Source organism: Aggregatibacter sp. Marseille-P9115 (assembly GCF_920939465.1).
GTDB classification, from domain to species: domain Bacteria; phylum Pseudomonadota; class Gammaproteobacteria; order Enterobacterales; family Pasteurellaceae; genus Aggregatibacter; species Aggregatibacter segnis_B.
Map to the genome: position 1 here is coordinate 1956632 of NZ_OV100759.1, position 24800 is coordinate 1981431.

Annotated in this window: 23 protein-coding genes; 12 read left to right on the plus strand and 11 right to left on the minus strand. The window is 43.4% G+C overall.

Going from position 1 to position 24800, the window contains the following annotated elements:
• Positions 1-7: 7 nt before the first annotated feature.
• From rsxC to argR, 5 genes are all read right to left on the minus strand, one after another.
• Positions 8-2689, minus strand: a complete 2682-nt coding sequence (gene rsxC / locus LQ983_RS09445) for an electron transport complex subunit RsxC (protein ID WP_230622499.1) — start codon at positions 2687-2689, stop codon at positions 8-10.
• Positions 2690-3283, minus strand: coding sequence for an electron transport complex subunit RsxB (gene rsxB / locus LQ983_RS09450; RefSeq protein ID WP_230622500.1), 594 nt, complete (start codon positions 3281-3283; stop codon positions 2690-2692).
• On the minus strand, positions 3283-3864 hold the full coding sequence (gene rsxA / locus LQ983_RS09455; protein WP_006718494.1) for an electron transport complex subunit RsxA: 582 nt from the start codon (positions 3862-3864) through the stop codon (positions 3283-3285). The genes rsxB and rsxA overlap by 1 nt, the downstream gene beginning before the upstream one ends.
• 153 nt (positions 3865-4017) lie before the next feature.
• Positions 4018-4911: a TIGR01777 family oxidoreductase gene (locus tag LQ983_RS09460; RefSeq protein WP_230622501.1), complete on the minus strand. Its 894-nt coding sequence runs from the start codon at positions 4909-4911 to the stop codon at positions 4018-4020.
• A gap of 24 nt (positions 4912-4935) precedes the next feature.
• Positions 4936-5403 carry a transcriptional regulator ArgR gene (gene argR, locus LQ983_RS09465; RefSeq protein ID WP_111306451.1) on the minus strand — a complete coding sequence of 156 codons (468 nt, stop codon included), beginning with the start codon at positions 5401-5403 and terminating at the stop codon, positions 4936-4938.
• A 254-nt stretch (positions 5404-5657) separates the two neighbouring features.
• On the opposite strand from argR, the gene mdh reads away from it, so the two are divergent.
• On the plus strand, positions 5658-6593 hold the full coding sequence (gene mdh / locus LQ983_RS09470) for a malate dehydrogenase (protein WP_230622502.1): 936 nt from the start codon (positions 5658-5660) through the stop codon (positions 6591-6593).
• Positions 6594-6709: 116 nt separating this feature from the next.
• Here the strand turns inward: mdh and LQ983_RS09475 are convergent, their stop codons facing one another.
• Positions 6710-7729 carry a branched-chain amino acid aminotransferase gene (locus LQ983_RS09475; RefSeq protein WP_109858750.1) on the minus strand — a complete coding sequence of 340 codons (1020 nt, stop codon included), beginning with the start codon at positions 7727-7729 and terminating at the stop codon, positions 6710-6712.
• A 459-nt stretch (positions 7730-8188) separates the two neighbouring features.
• Here LQ983_RS09475 and LQ983_RS09480 point away from each other — a divergent pair, with 459 nt between their 5' ends.
• The 6 genes from LQ983_RS09480 to yfbR all read left to right on the plus strand — a co-directional run bounded on the left by LQ983_RS09480 (position 8189) and on the right by yfbR (position 13514).
• Complete coding sequence (locus LQ983_RS09480; RefSeq protein WP_006718483.1) at positions 8189-9094, plus strand: transcriptional regulator GcvA; 906 nt, start codon at positions 8189-8191, stop codon at positions 9092-9094.
• Positions 9087-10175: a 23S rRNA (cytidine(2498)-2'-O)-methyltransferase RlmM gene (gene rlmM / locus LQ983_RS09485; RefSeq protein ID WP_230622643.1), complete on the plus strand. Its 1089-nt coding sequence runs from the start codon at positions 9087-9089 to the stop codon at positions 10173-10175. The genes LQ983_RS09480 and rlmM overlap by 8 nt, the downstream gene beginning before the upstream one ends.
• A gap of 133 nt (positions 10176-10308) precedes the next feature.
• Positions 10309-10761, plus strand: coding sequence for a transcriptional regulator NrdR (gene nrdR, locus LQ983_RS09490; RefSeq protein ID WP_006718479.1), 453 nt, complete (start codon positions 10309-10311; stop codon positions 10759-10761).
• On the plus strand, positions 10761-11885 hold the full coding sequence (ribD, locus tag LQ983_RS09495; RefSeq protein WP_230622503.1) for a bifunctional diaminohydroxyphosphoribosylaminopyrimidine deaminase/5-amino-6-(5-phosphoribosylamino)uracil reductase RibD: 1125 nt from the start codon (positions 10761-10763) through the stop codon (positions 11883-11885). Before nrdR ends, ribD begins: the two co-directional genes overlap by 1 nt.
• A gap of 7 nt (positions 11886-11892) precedes the next feature.
• A complete protein-coding gene (gene degS / locus LQ983_RS09500) occupies positions 11893-12906 on the plus strand; it encodes an outer membrane-stress sensor serine endopeptidase DegS (RefSeq protein WP_111294098.1) in 1014 nt (337 codons plus the stop codon).
• 11 nt (positions 12907-12917) lie between these two features.
• Positions 12918-13514, plus strand: a complete 597-nt coding sequence (gene yfbR, locus LQ983_RS09505; RefSeq protein ID WP_111294811.1) for a 5'-deoxynucleotidase — start codon at positions 12918-12920, stop codon at positions 13512-13514.
• A gap of 114 nt (positions 13515-13628) precedes the next feature.
• Here the strand turns inward: yfbR and LQ983_RS09510 are convergent, their stop codons facing one another.
• Complete coding sequence (locus LQ983_RS09510) at positions 13629-14408, minus strand: TOBE domain-containing protein (RefSeq protein ID WP_111294100.1); 780 nt, start codon at positions 14406-14408, stop codon at positions 13629-13631.
• 205 nt (positions 14409-14613) lie between these two features.
• Here LQ983_RS09510 and modA point away from each other — a divergent pair, with 205 nt between their 5' ends.
• The 3 genes from modA (at position 14614) to modC (ending at position 17222) form a co-directional block, all read left to right on the plus strand.
• Complete coding sequence (gene modA / locus LQ983_RS09515) at positions 14614-15378, plus strand: molybdate ABC transporter substrate-binding protein (RefSeq protein WP_111294102.1); 765 nt, start codon at positions 14614-14616, stop codon at positions 15376-15378.
• 67 nt (positions 15379-15445) lie between these two features.
• The gene (gene modB / locus LQ983_RS09520; protein ID WP_230622504.1) at positions 15446-16174 is read left to right on the plus strand and encodes a molybdate ABC transporter permease subunit; all 729 of its coding nucleotides are present in this window, start codon (positions 15446-15448) and stop codon (positions 16172-16174) included.
• Positions 16161-17222, plus strand: coding sequence for a molybdenum ABC transporter ATP-binding protein ModC (gene modC / locus LQ983_RS09525; RefSeq protein ID WP_230622505.1), 1062 nt, complete (start codon positions 16161-16163; stop codon positions 17220-17222). Before modB ends, modC begins: the two co-directional genes overlap by 14 nt.
• A gap of 116 nt (positions 17223-17338) precedes the next feature.
• Here modC and LQ983_RS09530 read toward each other — a convergent pair whose 3' ends face one another.
• Genes LQ983_RS09530 through fdnG form a run of 3 tightly spaced genes read right to left on the minus strand, consistent with a single transcriptional unit; the run spans position 17339 to position 22062 of the window.
• On the minus strand, positions 17339-18052 hold the full coding sequence (locus tag LQ983_RS09530; protein WP_111294108.1) for a formate dehydrogenase subunit gamma: 714 nt from the start codon (positions 18050-18052) through the stop codon (positions 17339-17341).
• A complete protein-coding gene (gene fdxH / locus LQ983_RS09535) occupies positions 18045-18977 on the minus strand; it encodes a formate dehydrogenase subunit beta (protein ID WP_230622506.1) in 933 nt (310 codons plus the stop codon). Before fdxH ends, LQ983_RS09530 begins: the two co-directional genes overlap by 8 nt.
• 1 nt (position 18978) lies before the next feature.
• Positions 18979-22062 carry a formate dehydrogenase-N subunit alpha gene (gene fdnG, locus LQ983_RS09540; protein ID WP_230622507.1) on the minus strand — a complete coding sequence of 1028 codons (3084 nt, stop codon included), beginning with the start codon at positions 22060-22062 and terminating at the stop codon, positions 18979-18981.
• 239 nt (positions 22063-22301) lie between these two features.
• On the opposite strand from fdnG, the gene fdhD reads away from it, so the two are divergent.
• Entirely contained in the window at positions 22302-23126 is an 825-nt protein-coding gene (gene fdhD / locus LQ983_RS09545) for a formate dehydrogenase accessory sulfurtransferase FdhD (RefSeq protein ID WP_048750516.1), read from the plus strand.
• A 50-nt stretch (positions 23127-23176) separates the two neighbouring features.
• Entirely contained in the window at positions 23177-24175 is a 999-nt protein-coding gene (gene gntR / locus LQ983_RS09550; RefSeq protein WP_230622508.1) for a gluconate operon transcriptional repressor GntR, read from the plus strand.
• Between the two features lie 60 nt (positions 24176-24235).
• Here gntR and LQ983_RS09555 read toward each other — a convergent pair whose 3' ends face one another.
• The gene (locus LQ983_RS09555) at positions 24236-24754 is read right to left on the minus strand and encodes a gluconokinase (RefSeq protein WP_230622509.1); all 519 of its coding nucleotides are present in this window, start codon (positions 24752-24754) and stop codon (positions 24236-24238) included.
• Between the last annotated feature and the right edge of the window lie 46 nt (positions 24755-24800).

Sequence of the window (24800 nt, forward strand, 5' to 3'; positions counted from 1 at the left end):
ATATTCCTTAATCCTGTTCATTTTGTTGTGCCTGTTGTGCGGCTTTTTTCGCTTTAGCACGTGCGATAGCGGCAGCAATGGCGGCTTTGCGCGGATCCGTCTCTTCTGATTTTTCATCTGAAGTTTGAACCGCACTTTGGGCTATTTCAGGTTCAGTTGAGGCTACAGCGTCACCTTGTTGAGCGGCTTTTTTCGCTTTGGCGCGTGCGATAGCGGCAGCAATGGCGGCTTTGCGCGGATCCGTCTCTTCTGATTTTTCATCTGAAGTTTGAACCGCACTTTGTGCTGTTGCGGGTTCGGTAGAGGTTACGAGTTCCCCTTGCTGCACGGCTTTCTTCGCTTTGGCACGTGCGAGTGCGGCAGCAATAGCGGCTTTACGTGGATCCATTTCTGCTGATTTTTCATCTGAAATTTGAACCGCACTTTGGGCTATTGCCGGTTCAGTTGAGGCTACAGCTTCCACTTGTTGAGCGGCTTTTTTCGCTTTAGCACGTGCGATAGCCGCCGCAATGGCAGCTTTGCGTGGATCCGTGTCTGCTGGATTTTCATCTGAAATTTGAACCGCACTTTGGTCTGTTGCCGGTTCGGTAGAGGCTACGGTTTCCCCTTGCTGCGCCGCTTTTTTCGCTTTGGCTCGCGCGAGTGCGGCAGCAATCGCAGCTTTGCGCGGATCCATTTCCGCTGGATTTTCATCTGGAATTTGAACCGCACTTTGGTCTGTTGCCGGTTCGGTAGAGGCTACGGTTTCCCCTTGCTGCGCCGCTTTTTTCGCTTTGGCTCGCGCGAGCGCAGCGGCAATGGCAGCTTTGCGCTGATCTGTTTCCGCTGGATTTTCATCTGAAATTTGAACCGCACTTTGGGCTGTTGTCTGTTCGGTAGAGGTTGCGGTTTCTCCTTGCTGCGTGGCTTTCTTCGCTTTAGCACGTGCGAGTGCGGCAGCAATCGCAGCTTTGCGCGGATCCGTGTCTGCCGGATTTTCATCTGAAATTTGAACCGCACTTTGAGCTGTTGCCGGTTCGGCAGACGCTATGGTTTCCGCTTGACGGGCTAATCGGCGCGCCTTGCGTTGTGCCATGATGTCGCTATTGTCAGGCTGAATGTGACCTTTTTCATCAATAAGGGTTTTTTGCTCAATTTGCGCATTTTCTGCAGACTCGGCTTTTTTCGCTTTTAAACGTTCTAAGGCAGCAGCGACCGGATCGACGCCTTTTTGCTGTGCTAATTCTTCACGGCGTGCTGCGGCGGCTCGTTGAGAACGCGCTTTGCGTTCTTGTTCTTCCCGTTCTAGGCGGGCTTGGCGTTGTTCAAAACGGATTTTCGCCTCTTCTGCTAATTTTGCTTTATGTTTGATTTCCCAAATTTTGGCTTTTTCTTGGCGGAAATATTGAATCAGTGGAATGTGGCTTGGGCAAACATAGGCGCACACACCACATTCAATACAGTCTTTGAGAGAATATTCTTCCGATTTTTCGTGATTTTCGCTTCGCGCAAACCAATAGAGTTGCTGCGGCATCAGTTTTACCGGGCAAGCGTCGGAACAGGCAGAACAACGGATACAGCTTTTTTCCGGTTCCGGTGGGGCATATTCAAAATGATCCGGTGCCAATAAGCAGTTTGCTACTTTGGTCATTGGCGCATTTAAATCCGGTAGAATGACACCCATCATTGGACCGCCCATGAAGACTGGGAAGCGGTCGTCATATTGGTAGCCTGTTTCGCGCAATAAATGAGAAATCGGGGTGCCAAAGCGTGCCCAATAATTGCCTTTATTAGGAATTTTATCGCCGGTAAGGGTAACGACGCGCTCAATTAACGGTTCATCATCAAGTACTGCTCGTTTAATGGCAAAGGCGGTTCCCACGTTTTGCATGAGTACACCAATGCTATAAGAGCGTTGTCCGCTTGGCACTTCCATGCCGGTCAGCACTTGAATGAGTTGTTTTGCCGCACCGGAAGGGTATTTGGTCGGAATGACGCGGATTTCAATATCATTAGCGCCATGTAACGCACGTTCTAAGGCAGATACGGCTTCAAGTTTATTGTCTTCTATGGCGATAACGGCTTTTTCAGGACGCAAAATATAACGCAAAATACGCACGCCCTCGATGATTTCATCGGCATAATCGCGCATTAAGCGATCATCGCAGGTAATGTAGGGTTCACATTCTGCGCCGTTAATAATCAGCAGTTTAACCTGTTTTTCAGCCGAATGAATTTTGGCGGCTGTCGGGAATACAGCGCCACCCAAGCCGGCAATACCTGCTTGATAAATTTTTTCAATCAGCTGTTCCCGAGTTTGGGTGAAAAAATCCTCGATTGGCATTTGTGGTCGCCATTGATCCAAGCCGTCTGCTTGAATATGTACGCAGGTTTCTGTCAATCCGGATGGGTGCGCTGCGACATAAGGCCCTACGGCAATGACTGTACCTGAGGTTGGTGCATGAATAGGTAAGGTGCGCCAGCCATCGCCTTGTGTCAGTGGTTGTCCTTTGAGAACCTGATCCCCAGGTTTTACCAACAGGTTTCCTGCTGTACCGGCGTGTTGTTTTAGCGGCACATAAAAGTCATCGGGCAGGGGGAGCGTGCGAATGGGCGTACCATTAGATTGGGCCTTCATATCCGGCGGATGAATGCCACCGTCAAATTCCCAAAGTTTGCCACTGTTGAAACGTGTTAATACATCCGCCATTTATTTCCCCACAATGATTTTCTTTTCAGCCGATGTGGTATCAACAATCGGAATCACTAAATTAGGATCGAATTTCCAATCCCAAGTATCGATATTTTTTTCTACTTTAATCATGGAAATACAGCTCGTTGGGCAAGGCTCAACACAAAGCTCGCAACCGGTACATAAATCAGGAATGATGGTATGCATGAGTTTATTGCTACCGATAATGGCATCCACCGGACAAGCCTGAATACATTTGGTGCAACCGATGCACATATTCTCGTCAATAAAGGCGACTTTCGGTGTAGGATCTTCTGCTAAATCGTCTGTTTGCGGTGGTTCAACACCAAGGAGTTCGGCAATTTTAATGACAGTGGGTCTGCCGCCCGGAATACATTTCGTAATCACATCCCCGTTGGCAATGGCTTCTGCGTAGGGTTTGCAACCGGGATAGCCACATTGCCCACATTGGCTTTGTGGTAAAATCGCATCGATTTTTTCGACAATAGGATCTGCTTCGACTTTCAGTTTTACTGACGCAAAGCCCAAAATGGCGCCGAAAATCAGCGCCAATACAACAATGGCAATGAGAACATAATAGAAAGTCGCCATTATAGTTTCACCAATCCGGTAAAGCCCATGAAGGCGAGAGACATTAAGCCTGCCGTAATCAAGGCGATAGACGCACCGCGAAATGGCATCGGCACATCAGCGGCAACCAGACGCTCACGCAATGCGGCAAATAAGACTAAAACTAAGGCAAAACCGGCAGAGGCACCAAAGCCATAAGCCACCGATTCTGTTAAATTATGCGCAAGATTAACGTTTAACAATGCCACGCCAAGCACGGCACAGTTGGTGGTAATGAGTGGTAGGAAAATCCCTAATAAACGATATAACATTGGGCTGGTTTTATTGATCACCATTTCGGTGAATTGCACCACCACGGCGATCACTAAAATAAAGACGAGTGTCCGTAAAAAAGTCGCATTTAATGGCGCGAGAATATAATTATCTACCAAATAGGAGCAAAGCGCCGCCACTGTCAGCACAAAGGTTGTTGCCAAGCCCATGCCGATAGCGGTTTCGATTTTTTTTGAGACGCCCATAAAAGGGCAGAGTCCAAGGAATTTCACCAACACGAAGTTATTAATCAATGCCGTGCCGATGATCAGTAGAATGTAATGTGTCATAGCGTTCAATTCGTTCGTATAAGCGGTGTATTATCGCCATTTATGGGCTTAAGAACAATAAAAAATTGGGAGAAATTCTAGCAAAAACCACCGCACTTTTTTATACGTCGAAAAGCGTATTTTGGAAAAGTGCGGTGGAAAATTCGAGAGATTTTATTTAACGGCGATTTCTTTCTGGAGGAATTGAGCAAGATCAGGATGTTCAAACTGAAACCCTTGAGCTAGCAAATGTTGCGGCACGAGATTTTGACTGTCGAGCAATAAATTTGCACGTTCGCCGAGTAACAGTTTCAGCATAAACGTAGGCGCGGTTGCAATGTGAGGGCGGCGTAACGTTTTGCCTAATAACACATTAAATTCGGCGTTACGTATTGCATGTGGTACAACGAAATTAAATGCGCCCCGGCAATCAGCATTTTCCAATAAAAATAAAATACCACGCACCATATCAGCCAAGGCAATCCAACCCCAGAATTGCTTGCCGGAACCCAATTTGCCACCCAGTCCGCAACCATATAACGGCAACATTTTTGCCAATGCACCACCTTGTGTACCAAGTACCATGCCGGTGCGTACGAGGCATACTCGCGTATTGGCTTTCAAGGCAGCGGCTTCCCAATCTTGACATAAGCGAGCGGCAAAATCGTTTGCCGGGGGCGTATTTTCATCAATAAGTTGTTCGCCACAATCACCGTAATAACCCGTGGCGGAACCGGAAATAAAACATTGCGGCGGATTGTCGCTACGATTTATCAGGTGTGCCAGTTTTTCTGTTAATGAAATGCGGCTAGATTCTAACCGCTCTTTTTGTGTGGTTGTCCAGCGACGAGAAAATATTGGTTCTCCAGCTAAATTAATGACCGCATCAAATTGATTAAAATGCTGAAAGTAATCCAACGTATTAATGAATTCAATGGGATAGGGGAGTTGCTGTTTGGCTTTTGCCGGATGGCGCACCAAGGCGGTAATTTGATGATTTTTCGCCAATAACGAAGGAATCAACGCGCTTCCGATAAAACCGGTAGCTCCAGTAATGAGAATTTTCATGCAGTTTTTCTGTTTTTATCGAACTTAAAGGGTATTTTCAAATAACTCTTGAATACGCAACATTAAGTTATTGATGTCGGTTTCTTTCGTTGGTGTCACAAAAATGGTGTCATCCCCAGCAATATTGCCCAGAATACCTTCCATTTTACTCACGGAATCCAGGAGACGTGCGATAAGTTGTGCTGCGCCCGGTGTTGTGCGAATGACGATCAGCATATTGTTATGATCAATGTCTAACACTAAATCTTTTAAGGAACTCCGCGTATTTGGCACGCTTAACTCACTTGGCAAGCAATAGACCATTTCCATGCGGGTATTACGGGTGCGAACCGCACCAAATTTACTGAGCATACGGGATACTTTTGATTGATTAACCGTGCGAAATCCCATTTTATGTAATTCGGTGACGATTTCACTTTGTGAACCGTATTTTTCTTGGCGCAATAGATCCTTGAATGCTTTTGTCAGGTTATCCGGATTTTCGTTTAACATGAGCCTTTCTCTTATCAGATTAAAGTGACTGAATTTTGCATAAAAATAGCGTTTTTAGCAAATAAATATTTACTTTATAAGGTGAAAGTGCGGTGGAAATTTAAGGCGTTTTTTATGACCTTTTTTACGGGGAAAAAGAAAAAATTTGAGTTAGATCGCACATTTGAATTTGTCTGTTTGAATTTAAACGTTGGTAGGCGTACAATTTTCACAAATTTTTAACTACCCATTTCTTACTACATGAGGAGAATGAAATGAAAGTTGCAGTTTTAGGTGCCGCAGGCGGTATCGGTCAAGCATTAGCATTATTGCTGAAACTACAGTTGCCGGCAGGCTCCGAGCTATCACTTTATGATATTGCACCGGTAACTCCGGGCGTTGCTGTGGATGTCAGCCACATTCCGACCGCGGTTAAAGTGGAAGGTTTTGCCGGCGAAGATCCGACACCTGCATTAAAAGGCGCGGATGTCGTGCTGATTTCTGCCGGCGTAGCACGTAAACCGGGGATGGATCGCTCAGATCTATTCAACATTAACGCAGGCATCGTACGCAACTTAATTGAAAAAGTCGCTGTGACCTGTCCGAAAGCATGCGTTGGGATCATTACCAACCCGGTAAATACTACCGTTGCGATTGCAGCAGAAGTCTTGAAAAAAGCTGGTGTTTATGACAAACGTAAATTATTTGGCGTGACCACATTAGATGTGCTTCGTTCTGAAACCTTTGTTGCCGAATTAAAAGGCTTAAACGTTTATCGTACAACCGTGCCGGTGATTGGCGGACACTCCGGCGTGACCATTCTTCCTTTATTATCTCAAGTGCCATACGCTGAATGGAAAGAGGAAGAAATTGAACCATTAACCAAACGTATTCAAAACGCCGGTACTGAAGTGGTGGATGCTAAAGCCGGTGGCGGTTCTGCAACCTTATCCATGGCTCAAGCTGCGGCACGTTTTGCAAATGCGGTAGTACGCGGATTACAAGGCGAAACGGTGGTTGAATGTAGCTATGTGGAAGGCGATGGTAAATATGCTCGTTTCTTTGCCCAACCGGTTCGTTTCGGTAAAGAAGGCGTGGAAGAAATTCTGCCGATCGGCAAACTTAGCGCGTTTGAGCAACAAGCCTTAGACGCTATGTTGCCGACATTGCGTGCAGATATTGAATTAGGTGAAAAATTCGTTAATCCATAATTCAACCAAAAATCAAAAATCCCCGTAGCCCTAAGGTTATGGGGATTTTTTTTATCGGATATAAATGAAAAGTGCGGTCGAATTTGACCGCACTTTTATCCTTTGGGAAGCAGAAATTAATCTACTTTCACAATCCAGCCTTCCGGCGCTTCTACGTCACCGAACTGGATGCCGGTAAGTTCTTCGTAAAGGCGTTTGGTGATTGGGCCTACGTCGGTTTCTGAATAGAAAACGTGGAAGTCATCGCCATATTGAATGCCGCCGATAGGTGAAATAACAGCAGCCGTACCGCAAGCACCGGCTTCGGCGAATTGGTCTAATTCATTGATATAGACATCGCCTTCAATGGTTTCCATACCTAAGCGTTCTTTTGCCAAATAGAGCAGTGAGTATTTGGTGATACTTGGCAAAATGGATGGCGAAAGTGGCGTGATGAATTTGTTATCGCGCGTAATGCCGAAAAAGTTTGCCGCGCCCACTTCTTCAATTTTTGTATGGGTTTTCGGATCAAGATAAATGGCATCGGCAAATTTGCGTTCAGCGGCAAGTTCGTGTGGTAATAAGCTTGCAGCATAGTTTCCGCCCACTTTGACGCCACCGGTACCATGTGGTGCCGCGCGGTCATAATCGGTTACCAAGAAATTAGACGGTTTCATACCACCTTTGAAATAGGCGCCTACCGGGCAACAGAAAACGGAGAAAATATATTCCGGCGCGGGGCGTACGCCGATGTTTTCACCGACACCGATAACGAATGGACGAAGATAAAGTGTGGCCCCGCTACCATATGGAGCAAGCCATTTTTCGTTGGCTTTGACCACTTCTTTACAGGCGCGGATAAATAATTCTGTTGGCACTTGTGGCATTAACAGGCGAGCGCAGGTGTTTTGCATACGTTTTGCGTTTTGATCCGGACGGAAAAGATTGATTGAACCGTCTTTGCAACGGTAGGCTTTTAAGCCCTCGAAACATTGTTGTCCGTAATGCAGAGCGGTAGATCCTTCGTGAATATGCAATGTGCTGTCGGTGGTTAATTCACCATTGTCCCATTTGCCATCTTTCCAATGGGCGATAAAGCGATAATCTGTTTTGATATAACTGAATCCGAGATTTTTCCAATCAAGTAAGTCTGACATGATTTTTCCTTAATATAGGTTGCAATTTAAGTCGTTTTTAATCTACACCATTCCATTAGGATTGAAAATATTTTAGTCGTAAAAACAAATGAAAAGTTTTAAGTGGGAAGACTCTCGTTTGGGGAGAGGAATAGGGCAGGAAATAACAGCAGAACTATGTTAAAATCGCCCATAAAAAACACCGCTCTTTTGGGAGCGGTGTCTGGCGAAAATGCCGAATATACAGGAAATGAAAAGAAAAAGTAACTTTCGTTACTTTGGTTTGGAAAAACCAAACAATATGCAAACACAACATCATACTTAATTCGAAAATCTTAACAGTTAAGAAATTGTGACTTAAGTATAGTCTCATTTTAAGTAGAATAAGCATAACGGGCAAAAGAGATTTTTTTATTAGATTGATAAAAAAAAGTAATCTGATTTAAATTTTTTCTAAGAAATAAACCATTGGGAAATAACATGTATAAACGTTTGCCACCTTTAAATTCGCTAAAAGCATTTGAGTCTGCCGCGAGATTTTTAAGTTTCACGAAAGCGGCGGATGAATTATTTGTGACGCAAGCGGCGATTAGCCATCAAATAAAAATTTTGGAAGATTTCTTAGGCGTTACGTTATTTAAACGTAAAAATCGTGCGCTGGAATTAACCGATTTTGGCAAAGCCTATTATGCGGACATCACCAAAATTCTGCACCGTTTAGCGGAGGCGACAGATAAATTATTTGCCTTAAAAAATGATAAACATTTAACTATCAGCGTGCCACAAACCTTCGGCATTCAATGGTTGGTGCCACGTTTAAGCGAATTTAATAAATTGTATCCTGACATTGAAGTACGTTTAAAAGGTGTCGATCAAGATGAAGGCTTGCTTAGCCAAGACATTGATATTGCGATTTATTACGGCAAAGGCAACTGGGATAACTTACAAGTAGATCGTTTGGTGGAAGAAGATTTACTGGTGCTTGCCGCACCGAAATTATTGGCACAAAAACCGATTCATCAGCCACAGGATTTAAAACATCATACCTTGTTGCACATTCATGCCCGCGATAATTGGCAACATATGGCAAATTATTTGGCATTGGAAGAATTGAATATTCAGCAAGGCCCAATTTTTAGTCATACGTTCATGGCGTTGCAAGCGGCAATACATGAACAGGGCATCGTGCTTGCCAATCGTATTTTAGCGCAACAAGAGTTGGACAACGGCAATTTACAACCGGTATTTGATACCCATTTGCGGGATCCGAAATCCTTTTATGTGGTCAATCATTTAGATAACAGCAATGATGAGCGCATTGTGGCGTTCCGTTCCTGGATTATTCAAACCATTAACCAAGAAGAAAATAAACAAGAAAATGAATAAGTTGGCATTATATTGTCGAATGGGATTTGAGCGCGAGTTGGCGGCAGAAATCACCGATAAAGCAGCAGAAAAAGGCGTCTTTGGCTTCGCCCGTGTCACCGAAAACAGCGGCTATGTGATTTTTGAATGCTATCAGCCTGGTGAGGCGGATTTATTAGCGCGAGAATTGCCCTTTCAACAGCTGATTTTTGCGCGTCAAATGATCGTGGTTTCCGATTTGCTGACGGATTTACCGCAACAGGATCGTATTACCCCGATTCTTCAACAATATCAGCAAATTGCGGAAAGTATTCCATTAACAAACAGCAATGAATTATGGGTAGAAACTGCAGATACGAACGAAGCGAAGGAATTGCTTGGATTTTGCCGTAAATTCACTGTGCCACTGCGCCAAGCGTTGAAAAAACAAGGCTGGCTGAGTGCCAAAAATCATCTAAAGTGCGGTCTGACATTACAGGTTTTTTTCCAACAAAATAATGCTTGTTATGTGGGTTACTCTTACAATCACAATCATTCTGCGCACTTAATGGGCATTCAACGTTTAAAATTCCCCGCCGATGCGCCAAGCCGTTCGACATTAAAATTGGAAGAAGCCATTTTGAATTTTATTCCGCGCCAAAAAGAAGCGGAATTGCTTAACGAAACCATGTATGCCGTGGATCTCGGCGCTTGCCCGGGCGGTTGGACATATCAGTTAGTGAAACGTGGTTTATTTGTATATGCCGTCGATCACGGCAAAATGGCCGCCAGTCTGCATGATACGGGGCGCATTGAACATTGTGCGGAAGACGGTTTTAAGTTTCAGCCGCCGAAACGACGTAAAATTGATTGGCTGGTGTGCGACATGGTGGAGCAGCCAAGCCGAATTGCCGAGTTAATGGTGAAATGGCTGTTGAACAGTTGGTGTCATAGCATGATCTTTAATTTGAAGCTGCCGATGAAAAAACGCTATGCGGAAGTGCAACAATGTCTGCAATTCATTGCGGATAAATTGTCCCAACAAGGGTTAAAATTCCAGTTACAGGCAAAACACCTGTATCACGATCGGGAAGAAATCACGGTTTACTTGCGTTTGCTATAAACGATTAGCGTGAAGTAAAACTTAAAAAGTTTTGTTTTTTATACCGCACTTTGTGCAAATAATTTGTAAAATAACCGCGCTATTTACGCCAAAGTGCGGTTGTTTTTTTCGCTATTTATGATGGGAGACAAGTATGCGTTGTCCTTTTTGTTCGACAGAAGAAACCAAAGTAATCGACAGTCGTTTGGTTTCTGACGGTTTTCAGGTGCGTCGCCGCAGAGAGTGCGGTCAGTGTCACGAACGTTTTACGACCTTTGAAACGGCAGAACTAATTGTGCCGAAAGTGATTAAAAATAACGGCAATCGTGAGCCTTTTAATGAAGATAAATTACGTCGAGGTATTCAACACGCCTTGGAAAAACGACCCGTGAGTGCGGATGATGTGGAAAAAGCCATTAGCCGCATTATTCATAAATTGCGCGCGACTGGTGAGCGCGAAGTGCCGAGTAAATTGGTGGGCACATTAGTGATGGAAGAATTAAAGAATTTAGATAAAGTGGCCTATATCCGTTTTGCCTCCGTCTATTTGAGTTTTGATAACATCAATGAATTTAGCCAAGAAATCGAAAACTTAAAGGATCATTGATGAAGACACAATTCAGCCCGCAAGATGTTGCTTTTATGCAACTGGCGCTTGATTTAGCCAAACAGGGCGAATTCACCACAACGCCAAATCCTTCCGTGGGCTGCGTGTTAGTGAAAGATGGCGAGGTTGTCGGCAAAGGATTTCATGCTAAAGCCGGTGAGCCGCATGCGGAAGTGATGGCATTACGTGAAGCCGGGGAAAAGGCCCGTGGCGCAACAGCTTATGTCACCTTAGAGCCTTGTTCTCATTTTGGGCGTACGCCGCCTTGTGCGAAAGGCTTGGTTGAAGCCGGCGTGAGTAAAGTGATTGCGGCGATGTGCGATCCTAACCCACAAGTTGCCGGTAAAGGACTACAGATTTTAAGCGATGCAGGCATTGAAAGTGCAGTGGGATTATTAGAAGAAAATGCCGAACAGCTAAACAAAGGCTTTTTGAAACGCATGCGTACCGGCAAACCTTTCGTGCAGTTAAAACTGGCCATGAGTATTGATGGCAAAACCGCCATGGCAAGTGGCGAAAGCAAATGGATTACCGGCGCACAGGCAAGGGCAGACGTACAGCAATATCGCGCCAAAGCTTCTGCGATCTTATCCACTTCACAAACGGTGCTGGCGGATGATCCAAGTTTAAATGTACGTTGGGAAGAATTGCCGCCTGACGTAAAAGCCGACTATCCACAAGAAAAACTACGCCAACCGGTACGGGTGATTTTAGATTCTAGCCATAAAGTGCGGTCGGATTTTAAGGTGTTTTCAACGGAATCACCGGTTTGGTTGGTGGGCGAAGATGATTATTCGCTGACAGATTTTCCGCCTTTTACGGATTACTTAAAATTAGACAGAAACCAAGGTGAAACGCGCTTGCAGGCATTGATGGCAGAGTTAGGCAAGCGCCAAATTAACACCCTCTGGGTGGAAGCCGGCGCGACGTTGGCGGGCGCATTAATTGTTGAAAATTTGGTGGATGAATTGATTATTTATATGGCGCCCAAATTGTTAGGCGATCAAGCCAGAGGTTTATGCCATTTGCCTAATTTAACGCAACTTGCCGATGCGCCTTTATGGCAACTGCAATCTTGCGAACCTGTTGGCGATGATCTCAAGTTAATTTATATAAGAAAATGAGGAACTGATGCTAAAGAAACTTTTTCATTCGGCGATTATCGGCTTGGCTTCTGCTGCCGTGATTTTGTATGTCATGCCTAAAATCACCGAATCTCAACATGATGTTGCTTCTTATCGGGATGCTGTGCGTATTGCCTCGCCTGCCGTGGTGAATGTTTATAACCAAGCCTTTACTTCCTCTTCCTCTCAGTTCCAAGTGAATAACTTGGGGTCCGGCGTGATCATGTCGAAAGACGGCTACATTCTGACTAATAAGCACGTGATTCAAAATGCCGATCAAATTGTTGTGGCATTGCAAAACGGTAACATTTTTGATGCGGCATTAATTGGTTCGGATGCGTTAACGGATTTAGCCGTGTTAAAAATCAAAGCGGATAACTTATCCACGATTCCACAAAATCCCAATCGCCCTGTGCATGTGGGCGATGTGGCGTTAGCCATTGGTAATCCATACAATTTGGGGCAAAGTGTGTCGCAAGGGATTGTCAGTGCGGTAGGACGTAGTGCAGTCGGTGAAGCGCTGGGGCGCCAAAACTTTATCCAAACTGACGCGTCCATTAACCGAGGTAATTCCGGCGGTGCGCTAATTAATTCTGCAGGTGAGCTATTGGGTATCAGCACGTTGAGTATCGGCAAAACCGCCAATGAAATTGCAGAAGGGCTAAATTTTGCCATTCCCATTGATTTGGCAAACGACGTTATGAAAAAAATTATTCGTGATGGACGCGTCATTCGTGGCTATTTCGGCGTGCAAACGGATATTTTATTTAGCAACGGGCAAGGCGCATCTTCGCAAGGGGTGCTCATCACCAGCATTATTCCGAATAGCCCGGCAGCAAAAGCCGGGTTACAGGCAGGCGATATTATTCTGAAAATCAATGAGGTCGAGGCACGTTCACCTGCAGAAATGATGAAACTTATTGCGGATGTGCGTCCGAATACACAGGTTCAGGTTGAAATTTCCCGCTTGGGTCAAGTGTATAAGATTCCTGTGATTATCGAAGAATATACCTTTAATTAATGGGTTGTGACATGGAACAAATTAAAACCAGTCATTTTTTCGCCTGTTTAGATCGCTTAAGATTGATTCAGCGCTGGTCGCTCATGCGTAATATTGAACGAGAAAATTTGGCGGAACACAGCTTGCAGGTGGCTTTTGTTGCTCATGCGTTGGCGCTCATTAAAAACCGTTTTTACGGTGCCCAACTCAACGCGGATCGTATTGCTGTCATGGCGATGTATCACGACACCTCGGAAATTTTCACCGGCGATTTGCCTACACCAATCAAATATTTCAATGAAGAGATTACGCACGCCTATAAACAGATTGAAACAGCGGCTGAGTTGCATTTAATGAGTTTACTGCCGGAAGCATTACAAGCCGATTTTTTACCTTACTTGGATAATCAATGTTTTGCTGAGGAAGAAAAGCACATTGTGAAGCAGGCGGATTTAATTTGCGCTTATATTAAGGTGAAATTTGAGTTGGAAAATGGCAATCAGGAATTTAAATCGGCAAAAGTGCGGTTAGAAAAATTGATGGATCAATGGCAAAGCCCCGAAATGGATTATTTTTTGCAGGTATTTGTGCCGAGTTTCGGTAAATCCATTGATGAAATTGCGTTGTAAATTTAACGTATAAAAAATCTCTGCCCAAGTAAAAAGGAAAGGGCGGAGATTTTTTTATTACTTTTCTTACAAAAGTGCGGTGAAAAATCACCGCATTTTTTTTGTCTTTTGGCATTAATAAAGCGTCGCAATAATCACCTGTTCCGGATCAACAGAAGCCCAAACGGACTGATTGATTTCCACATGTTGATCTTTTGTGAGCGTTGCACAGAACTCGATGTTCGAGCCTTCTAACACTAAAATCGCTTCACCGGCTTCACCTTTGTCAATAATGGATGTGACCGTCGCTTTAAATTGATTTGGCAAATTTTCTTGCGGATTGGCGGTAATTTTGACCCATGGTGCTTTAAACATCACCATTACTTCTTTGTCAGATTCAAGTTTTAAACGCACCGCACTTTTTTCGGTGATAGAGACAGTCAGCGGTTTGTCAAAATCTTCTAAAAGAATGTCAACAAAACAGTGAATATCTTCAAATCTTAATGCTTGTACTTTGCCGAAAAATTGGTTTCTGGCACTGGTTTGTAAAGAAAAACGCGCCATGGCAGAGAGCAAACTGTTTAACGGCACTTTTTCATCATGCAAAATATCAAAGGCTTTTTCTTGGGTTTGTTCTAGCAAATCATAAAGTTTCAATAAGCGCTGTGCATAAACGGTTAATGCTGTTCCGCCACCATTTCGCCCACCAATATTGCGTTCTAGCAATGGTTTGGGGCTAATTTGGTTCATTGCCTCAAGATGATCCCAAGCGCTTTTATAACTGACATTGGCATTTTTAGCCGCTTGATTGATGGAGCCGCATTTTTCAATTTCTTGTAATAAACGGATACGTTTAGGATCGGCGAAAAGGGTTTCTTTTAGTTTGATGGTGAGTAAAATTTCTGTTCCGTTCATTGTGTTCCTCAAAATTGCGCTGACGACTATATGCGGCACATCATACTATATTTCTAAAAGAATAAGAATGTTTAACCCTACCTCCGAAAGGTTAGCGTATATTTTGTTTTTTAAATAATGGGTTATACGCCTTTTATTTCTTTATTTTCGTTGTATAATTTGCGCTATATATAAATTATTAACCAACCAAAACGGAGTTTTTACTATGTTTAAATATTCAAAAATTGCTGCCGGTTTAGCGGTGGCTTGTTTGGCATTCTCTCTTTCTGCACAGGCGAAAGTGACTGTGTTTGCAGCGGCTTCAATGACCGACTCATTAAAGCAAGTGGCTGAAGACTACAAAAAAGTGAATCCAAAAGAAGAAGTGGTATTTTCCTTTGCTTCCTCTTCAACCTTAGCAAAACAAATTGAAGAAGGTGCACCAGCGGATTTATTTATTTCAGCCAGTACAAAATGGATGAAATATCTTTCTGAAAAAGATTTAACTGTTAAAGAAACTGAAAAATTATTAGTGGGTAATGAACTGGTTTTAATCTCACAAAAAGACAGCAAATTACAAAACGTTGATATCGCAAAAGGCGAATGGATCAAGCAATTAAAAGATGCTTATTTGTCTGTAGGTGACCCTGCACACGTACCTGCCGGTCAATATGCGGAAGAAGCGTTAACCAAATTAAACATATGGGATCAAGTCAAAGACAAATTAGCTCGTGCCAAAGACGTGCGTGCGGCATTAGCCTTAGTTGAACGCGGTGAAGCACCTTTAGGTATTGTGTATGCAACTGATGCGAAAGTGAGCAAAGAAGTGAAAGCGATTGGCGTGTTCCCACAAGATTCTTACAAACCGGCGGATTATCCGGTTGCGATTTTAAAAGATCACAACAATGCGGAAACGCAAGCATTCTTGAAATACTTAGAATCGCCTGAAGCGAAAAAAGTATTTGCTGATTACGGTTTCTCTGTAAAATAATCAAACCGACTTTGACTCATTAAGCGTAGCCATTGTGCTACGCTTTGTTTATATAGGGAATTGAATTTTGCTTACAGAGTTTCTGGTGTTATTAGGCTTGAGCCCATTAGAAATCGATGCCATTCGCTTGAGTTTGGAAGTCTCCGTCAGTGCTATGGTATGGAGTTTGCCTGTTGCTGTTTTGGTGGCATGGCTTTTGGCACGAAAAGATTTTTATGGCAAATCCATTGTGGGCGGAATTATTCACTTGCCTTTGGTGTTGCCGCCGGTTGTCATTGGTTATCTTTTATTGGTTGCCATGGGACGCAATGGTTTTATCGGCAAGTATTTATATCAATGGTTTGGATTGACCTTTGGATTTAGCTGGAAAGGGGCTGTATTAGCTTCTGCGGTGGTGGCATTCCCTTTGGTTGTGCGTGCTATTCGACTTTCCCTTGAAAGTATTGATTTAAAATTGGAACAGGCCGCCAGAACACTGGGGGCTTCTGCGTGGCGGGTATTTTTAACCATTACCTTACCGTTATCTTTACCGGGCATTCTTGCCGGCATTGTGCTCGGTTTTGCTCGCTCTTTAGGGGAATTCGGTGCCACCATTACTTTTGTGTCCAATATTGCCGGCGAAACCCAAACTATTCCCTTGGCCATGTATTCCTTTATTCAAACACCGGGGGCAGAAGAACAAGCGACCAGATTATGTGTCTTTGCTGTGATTTTATCGCTGATTTCTTTATTGTTATCGGAATGGTTGGCAAAACGTATGCAAAAAAGATTAGGACAAAGCGATGCTGCACATTGATGTCAAAAAACAGTTAGGCACTTTATCTCTAGAAGCGCATTTAGATATTCCATCGCAAGGTGTTACCGCACTTTTTGGTTTGTCCGGTTCGGGGAAATCTTCCCTCATTAATCTTGTCAGCGGATTGATTAATCCGGATGAAGGCGTGATTGCGTTGAATGATCGTGAATTGTTTAATTCGGCACAAAATGTTTGTGTGCCGATCAATCAGCGCAATATTGGCTATGTTTTTCAGGATGCCCGTTTATTTCCTCACTATACGGTGAATGGTAATTTGCGTTATGGCATGAAAAATACCAGTAAAGATGAATTTAACTATATTGTTGAGTTGCTAGGTATCGGCCATTTGTTAAAACGCTATCCGATAACCTTATCCGGTGGTGAAAAACAACGGGTTGCCATCGGGCGTGCATTATTGACGGATCCGGAAATTTTATTAATGGATGAACCGCTTTCTGCGTTGGATTTACCGCGCAAACGTGAGTTGATGAATTATCTGGAACGGCTATCGAAAGAAATTAACATTCCGATTTTATATGTCACTCACAGTCTTGATGAATTGTTGCGTTTAGCCGAGCGGGTTGTATTGCTGACTAACGGCAAAGTTGAAGATTATGATGTGTTGGAAAGTATTTGGGAAAGTCCGTTGTTTCTTCCTTGGAAGCAAGAAAACGAACAAAGTGCGGTGCTTCCTTTGCCTGTTTTTATGCATAATCCATCTTATAAAATGACCGCACTTTCGATTGGCGATCAGAACATTTGGATTCATCAAGTTGAGGCTCAGATCAATGAGAAAGTGCGAATTTGCATTCATAGTTCTGATGTATCGATTAGTTTGAATAAAGTAGAACAATCTAGTATTCGCAACACGTTGTATGGACGGATTGTTAAGATTTTAGAGCTGGAAAATCGAGTAGATTTAAAACTGGATATTGGCGGAAAACACCTTTGGGCAAGTATCAGTAAATGGTCTTTCCATGATTTAGCGTTACAACTGGGACAGCTGGTTTATGCGCAAATTAAAGCGATTTCCGTGATGTCGGCATAATTTTATTTATACATACAAAAACAGCACCTTTAAGGTGCTGTTTTCTTTTCTTTAATGGTTTGCTTCAACAAGAAGTGCGGTCAAAATTGATTGCGTTTTTTAACCGCACTTTAAGATTAGCTAAATTTCTTAAAGATGACTTTCGTCTTTTCGCCTTTCTCTTCCCGTACAACGTCTTTTTCTAACTCAGGAAGTACTTCTTCGCGATACCATTTCGGATGGTGTTTTTTCGCCCAGCGAACAGTTACCCAACCTTCAACGACACCACGAATAGAGCCTTTCACCCAGAATGCCATGTACATGTGTACTAGGATACCGGTGAACAACATAAAGGCACAAGCAGAGTGCAATAAGATGGCGATACGCAACACCGGAATAGAGAAGTGGTGCGAGAAGTATTGACGCCACATAATGATGCCAGAGCCCATTAAGGTAAACATGGCAAGGATCAATGTCCAGAACAACATTTTTTGACCCAAGTTATATTTACCGTTATCAGCAACAGCGTGCTCGTTACCTTTTAAGACTTCAAGCATTCCTTTCGCCCAACGAATATCGTTTTTCTCCGGAATGTTATGGTGCCAGTAGAGTGAACATAAGAACACAAAGGCAATAAACATTAAAATACCGGTGAACGGGTGAATCGCACGGGCAAGTTGTGGTGTACCAAGAATTTCCGTTAACCATGCAAAGTCAGGGAAGAAGAACGCTACCCCGGTAAACATGGTTAAGAAGAAACTGATTACTAAGAACCAGTGACTTAGACGCGCCGGGAGTTTATGACGAATGATACGGGTATCATTGGTAATCTCAAATTTACCTTTACTCATCTTTTTTGCCTCCCTCTACATCTTCAAATTCTTCGTGATGATCTTCAACATCTTCTTCCTCATTCGGGCCTACTGTGAGGTAGTGACCGATTTCAGCAAGTGCAAGACCACCCATGGCAACCGCAGCAACCGGTTTCAGGATGTCTTTCCATAATGTAACGGTTGTGTCGATTTGCGGATCTTTCGGTAAACCGGAATACAATTCAGGTTTATCTGCATGGTGTAATACATAGATTACATGCGTACCACCGACGCCTTCCGGATCATAAACACCGGCATTTTCATAGCCGCGCGCTTTAAGATCTGCAACACGTTGTTCCGCGTAGAGTTTCATTTCTTCTTTGGAACCGAAACGAATTGCACCGGTCGGACAGGTTTTCACACAAGCCGGTTCTTGACCCACAGAAACACGGTCAACACAAAGGGTACATTTGTACACACGGTTGTCTTCCGGATTCATGCGTGGAATGTTGAACGGACAACCTGCGATACAGTAACCACAACCGATACATTTGTCAGATTGGAAATCCACGATACCGTTCGCATACTGGATGATCGCACCTGGTGCCGGACAAGCTTTTAAACAGCCCGGCTCTTGACAGTGCATACAACCATCTTTACGGATTAACCATTCTAAACGATCATTTTCTTCCACTTCATTGAAGCGCATCACCGTCCATGCTTTTGCATTGAGATCCACCGGGTTGTCATAAATCCCCAAACATTGGGCATTCACATCAGAACGAATATCATTCCATTCCGAACAACCTACCTGACAGGCTTTACAACCGATACAGGTGGATACATCAATGAGTTTTGCTACTTCAACTTTATGATCACGCGCTTGAGGTGCCGGCGTTAAGCCTGATGTAGCGGAGATCTTGATAATGTCTTGCGTTTGAACGCCTTGAGCAGTTCCAGCCATGTTATACCTCCGCCTTCTCAATATTAACTAGGAATGTTTTGTATTCCGGGGTTTGTGTGACTGATTCACCCCAAGATGGCGTTAAGGTGTTGGTGGAGAAACCACGGTTACCTTTACCATTTAATACTTTCATATTCCAGTGAATTGGGATACCTACATGGTGTACTGTTCTTCCGTCAATTTCTAATGCTTTCAAACGTTTTGTCACCACAGCAACAGCTTTGATATAACCACGACGAGAGGTAACTTTTACCATATCGCCTTTTTGGATGCCTTTTTCTGCTGCAAGTGCCTCACCGATTTCCACAAATTGTTGTGGTTGCGCGATGATGTTTAATGCCGCTTGTGCCGTCCAGCTGTGGAAGTGCTCGGTTAAACGATAAGTTGTTGCGACAAACGGATACTCTTTATTTGAACCGATAAACTCACGGTCTTCTTTATAAATACGTACCGTTGGATCTGTTACAACACTTGGGTGTAATGGGTTCGTATCAATCGGACTTTCAATCGGCTCATAATGTTCCGGTACCGGTCCACTATTGACTTTATCAACCGCAAATAGACGACCAACACCTTCTGCAGACATAATAAATGGACCTGCATCTGAACCTGGTGGTTGCGTGCCGTAGTCAGCAATATCAAACCAGTTCCAGTTTTTGCCGTTCCATTTGATCAACTGACGGTGTTTATCCCATGGATTACCGTTAATGTCTAAAGACGCACGGTTATAAAGCACGCGACGGTTTGCCGGCCATGCAAAGCTCCAACCTACGGTGCAACCTAATCCTGAAGGGTCAGAATTATCACGATTTGCCATTTGGTTACCTTTTTCTGTCCATTGACCAACATAGAGCCAGTTTCCAGATGTGGTAGTACCGTCATCTCTTAAGTGAGCAAATCCATTTAATAATTGACCTTTCTTATAGATGAGATTGTTATTCGCATCATAAAGATCCTCAAGTGCATAACCATTAAGCTCTTTGGCTAGTTCAACTGAGCTTGGTGAATGTGGTTGAGCATAATTCCAGGTCATCGCTTCAAAAGATTCAATACCACGACCACCTTCTTTCTTGTAAAGCTCATGCATTTCTTCACGGAGCATAGATAAAATCTCTGCATCCGGTAAGGCTTCGCCTGGTTGATCGCAAGATTTTTGGTGCCATTGTGCCCAACGACCTGAGTTAGCGATAGAACCATCTTCTTCTGCGAAACAGGTTGTAGGTAAACGGAATACCTCAGTTTGAATTTCTGCTGGATTTACATTGTTAGATTCACCAAAGTTTTTCCAGAACTCAGAACTTTCGGTTTGCAATGGATCCATAACGACTAAGTATTTCAACTTACTCATACCCGCAACAGTTTTGTTTTTGTTCGGTAATGAGTTTAATACGTTGAAACCTTGTAAAATCCAGCCGTTTAATTCACCGTCATGCATCATTTTGACATGAGTAATCGGGTCATAGATGCGATCGACTTTTGGTAAGAAGTCAAAGCCCCAGCCATTCTCTTTTGTTGCTTTATCTCCGTAGAAGGTTTTCATCATACTTACGAAGAATTTTGAGGTATTACGATAATAGTTGACTTGATTAGGCACGATATCTTTCGGCGTAATCGCATTCATATATTGTTCATAAGAGGTTTCTTTTTCGTTTGGTAAACGCATATAGCCTGGCAACATTGTTGGTAACAAGCCCATATCGGTTGTACCTTGTACGTTAGAGTGCCCACGTAATGCGTTAATACCACCACCCGGCATACCAATATTACCTAAAAGTAATTGGATCATCGCCATGGAGCGAATATTTTGCGTACCGATTGTGTGTTCAGTAAAGCCAAGCGCATATAAGTGCGTCATGGTTTTATTTGGTGCCGATGTTTTACCGATTTCTTCACAGATTTGTAAGAAGGTTTTTTGTTTTACACCGGTAACTTTTTCAACCATTTCCGGGGTATAGCGGGAAACATGTTCTTTTAATACGTTAATGACACAACGTGGGTGTTGTAATGTCATATCACGTTTAGCATGACCATTTTCATCAAATTGGTAGTTCCAAGTTGATTTATCATACTTACCTTTTGCTTCGTCAAATCCGGAGAATAAACCGTCTTCGAACTTATAGCCTTCATTCACTAAGAAGGATGCATTGGTATAGTGTTTAACGTATTCGTGTTGAATTTGATTGGTTTCCAATAAGTAACGGATCACCCCCATTAAGAAGGCAATGTCAGAACCAGAACGAATTGGTGCGTGAAGGTCAGCTACGGAAGCTGTACGGTTAAAGCGTGGATCGACAACGATGATTTTCGCACCGTTTTTCTTCGCTTCAATGACCCAACGGAAGCCAACAGGGTGAGCTTCAGCAGGGTTACCGCCTTGAACAAGAATAAGATTGGCGTTTTTGATATCAACCCAGTTGTTTGTCATGGCACCGCGACCAAATGATGGAGCAAGACTTGCTACCGTTGGTCCGTGTCAAGTATTCGCTTGGTTACATACCGGAAGCATCCCTAACATGCGAATCCACTTATGGGTTAGCAGTGCCGCTTCATTACTGATTGCCGATGCCGTCATAATCCCCGTGGTTGTCCAACGGTTGACCGTGTTGCCTTCAGCATTTTTCTCAACGAAGTTGGCATCACGGTCATCTTTCATTAAGCGGGCAATGCGTTTAATGGCATCTTGCCAAGAAATACGTTCCCATTTATCGGAACCCGGCGCACGGTATTCTGGATATAAGGTACGGCTTTCGCTATTGATAAAGTCTAACGCACCGGCACCTTTAGGGCATAACGCACCACGGCTGATCGGATGATCCGGGTCGCCTTCGATATGGAATAATTTAGAACGGGTATTTGTCGCGGTGTGACCACTTATGGTATTAGATGGTGTACCTGTACTGTACATCAACATACCGCAACTTACCGAGCAGTATGTACAGGTTTGACGCGATTCTTTCGCACGCAATAGTTTGTATTCGCGTGGCGCAGCTAAGGCCGTAGCCGGAGCAAAGCCTAACATCGCAACCGATGTTCCTGCCATACCGCCGGCACAGACCTTGAAGAATTTTCTTCTTGAGATCTGCATAAACACTCCCCACAATCAACAAAATTTGTTGTTGTTTTCAGTTTGATAGTTTTAGATTTATATTTAACTAGATAATCTGATGGTCGTTTTTGTTAAATTTGTATTAAAATTTAGCGAAACGATGCTGAGTAGTTATGTAACAATTAAAATACATAGTTACTTGACTAGTAGCAGCGGGTAGAATACCTATTTTTTATACAGAAATCCATAATTAATAATGGCTAGAAGGAAAGAAAATCTTGAGTTGGATCAAAAAAAAATTAATTCACTTTATTAAAAAATTAACAAATGAGCAACAAAACGCTAACAAGATTGCTATTTCTGAGAAACAAGAAATTTTAGCCACTGAAATGCCTGTAGCGTTAGTTTATAACGATATTTCTCACACAGTGATGATGTGTTCTCCACGAGATTTGGAAGATTTCGCCATGGGGTTTTCTTTATCGGAAGGGATTATTGATAAACCGAGTGATATTTATGGCATTGATATTGAAGACGCCTGTAACGGCATTGAAGCGAGAATAGAGTTGGCAACGCGCTGTTTTGTGGCATTGAAAGATCATCGGCGCACCTTAACGGGACGAACCGGTTGTGGCATTTGTGGTGCGGAACAGATTCAACAGGTGTATAAAAACGTCAAAAAATTAGACCGCACTTTAACCTTCCGTGTGGCACAACTAGACGACTGCTTACAGCAATTACAGGATGCACAGGAATTAGGCAAGCAAACCGGCTCCACGCATGCGGCGGCATTTTTCTCCATGGAAGGTAAATTACTCGCCATTCGTGAAGATGTCGGTCGCCATGTGGCGTTGGATAAATTATTGGGTTGGCATGCCAAAGCGGACAAGCCCCAAGGGTTTATTGTTGTGACCAGTCGCGCCAGTTATGAAATGGTGCAAAAAACAGTGTCTGCCGGCATTGAAATGTTAGTTGCGATTTCGGCTTCAACAGATTTGGCGGTAGAAATGGCAGAACAATACAACTTAACGTTAATTGGTTTTGCCAGACCAGGACGCGCCACGGTTTATAGCGGTAGAGAACGTTTAGCAATTTGTGATTGATTTTGCCTTAGTCTAAAATCATCTTATTTATTCTTTAGGCTTTCTTCTTTATGACAAAAAATAAACGCCCGACATTACAAGATATTGCCGATTACCTTGGCATTACGAAAATGACCATTAGTCGCTATCTACGCAATCCTGATTCAGTGGCGAATGGTACACAAGCACGCATTGCGGAAGCTATTGAACGTTTCGGCTATATTCCTAATCGCGCACCGGATATCTTGTCCAATGCTAAAAGTCGGGCAATTGGTGTATTGGTACCGTCGTTGACTAATCAGGTGTTCGCTAATGTGATTCGTGGTATTGAGCAAATTACCGATAAAGCGGGTTATCAAACCATGTTGGCGCATTACGGTTACAGTGAAAAGAAAGAAGAACGACGTATTGAAAGCCTGCTGTCTTATAATGTAGATGGCATTATTTTGTCGGAAAGTCAGCATTCCGAAAAAACTAAAAAAATGCTCAAAGTGGCGAATATTCCTGTTATTGAAATCATGGATACCACCGAGGTTGGTATCCAACAGGTTGTCGGTTTTGACAATATCGCGGCGGCACAAGCGATGGTGGAAACCATGATTAATCGTGGGCATCGCAACGTAGTTTATTTTGCGGCGCGTCAAGATAAACGCACGCGTTTACGTCAGCAAGGCTATGAAAATGCCATGGCAAGGCATCAGTTAACACCACATGTGATCGCCACTAAAGAACATTCTTCTTTTACACTAGGTGGTGAATTATTACATCAGGCACTTGAAACATTTCCGCAAATTGACGGTATTTTTTGCACTAATGACGACATCGCCATCGGCGCTATTTTTGAATGCCAACGGCTAGGCATTCAAGTGCCCAAGCAAATTGCTGTTGCCGGTTTCCACGGACACGATGTAGGTCAATCGATCACGCCGCAACTTGCTACGGTGATCACGCCGCGTTTAGATATCGGGCGCATTGCTGCGCAGGAATTACTGGCGCGAATTGACAATATTCCCGCGCAAAGTGCCATCATCAATTTAGGCTACCAGATCCATTTAGGGGAAAGCATATAAAAGTGCGGTGGTTTTTTAGAGGTTTTAAAACACTTGAAAAACAGACCGCACTTTTTTGTTTTAAGAGATATAAGGTTTCAGCGCCTGAATACAATGTTCAACCACTTCGTCAAAAGACGCATTAATATCAATAGGAATCACATCAGGTTCATCTGCACCCGGTACTTCCAGCGTTTCAAACTGACTTTTCAGCATACTTTCTTTCATGTAGTGCCCTTTGCGTTGGCGCATACGTTCCAAAATTACATCATAAGAACCGTGTAAAAATAGGAATTTTACATTGCTGTTGCCGTCACGAATTTGATCACGATATTTCTTTTTCAGTGCCGAACAAACAATAATGCCTACCTCGCTTTTATGCTCCAAGCTAAATGCTGCATCCCGAATGCGTTCCAACCAAGGCGCGCGATCTTCATCGTTTAATGGATGGCCTTCACCCATTTTGATGATATTGACACGCGGATGCAGATCGTCTCCGTCAATCAGTTTTATTCCTAGACGATGCGCCACTTCCGTCCCCACAGACGTTTTACCGGTGCTGGATACCCCCATTAAAATAAAACTTTTACCTGCCGCCATGTGTTTCTCCTTCTCTGATTTTTAATAGACTTAGCTTAGCGCAAAA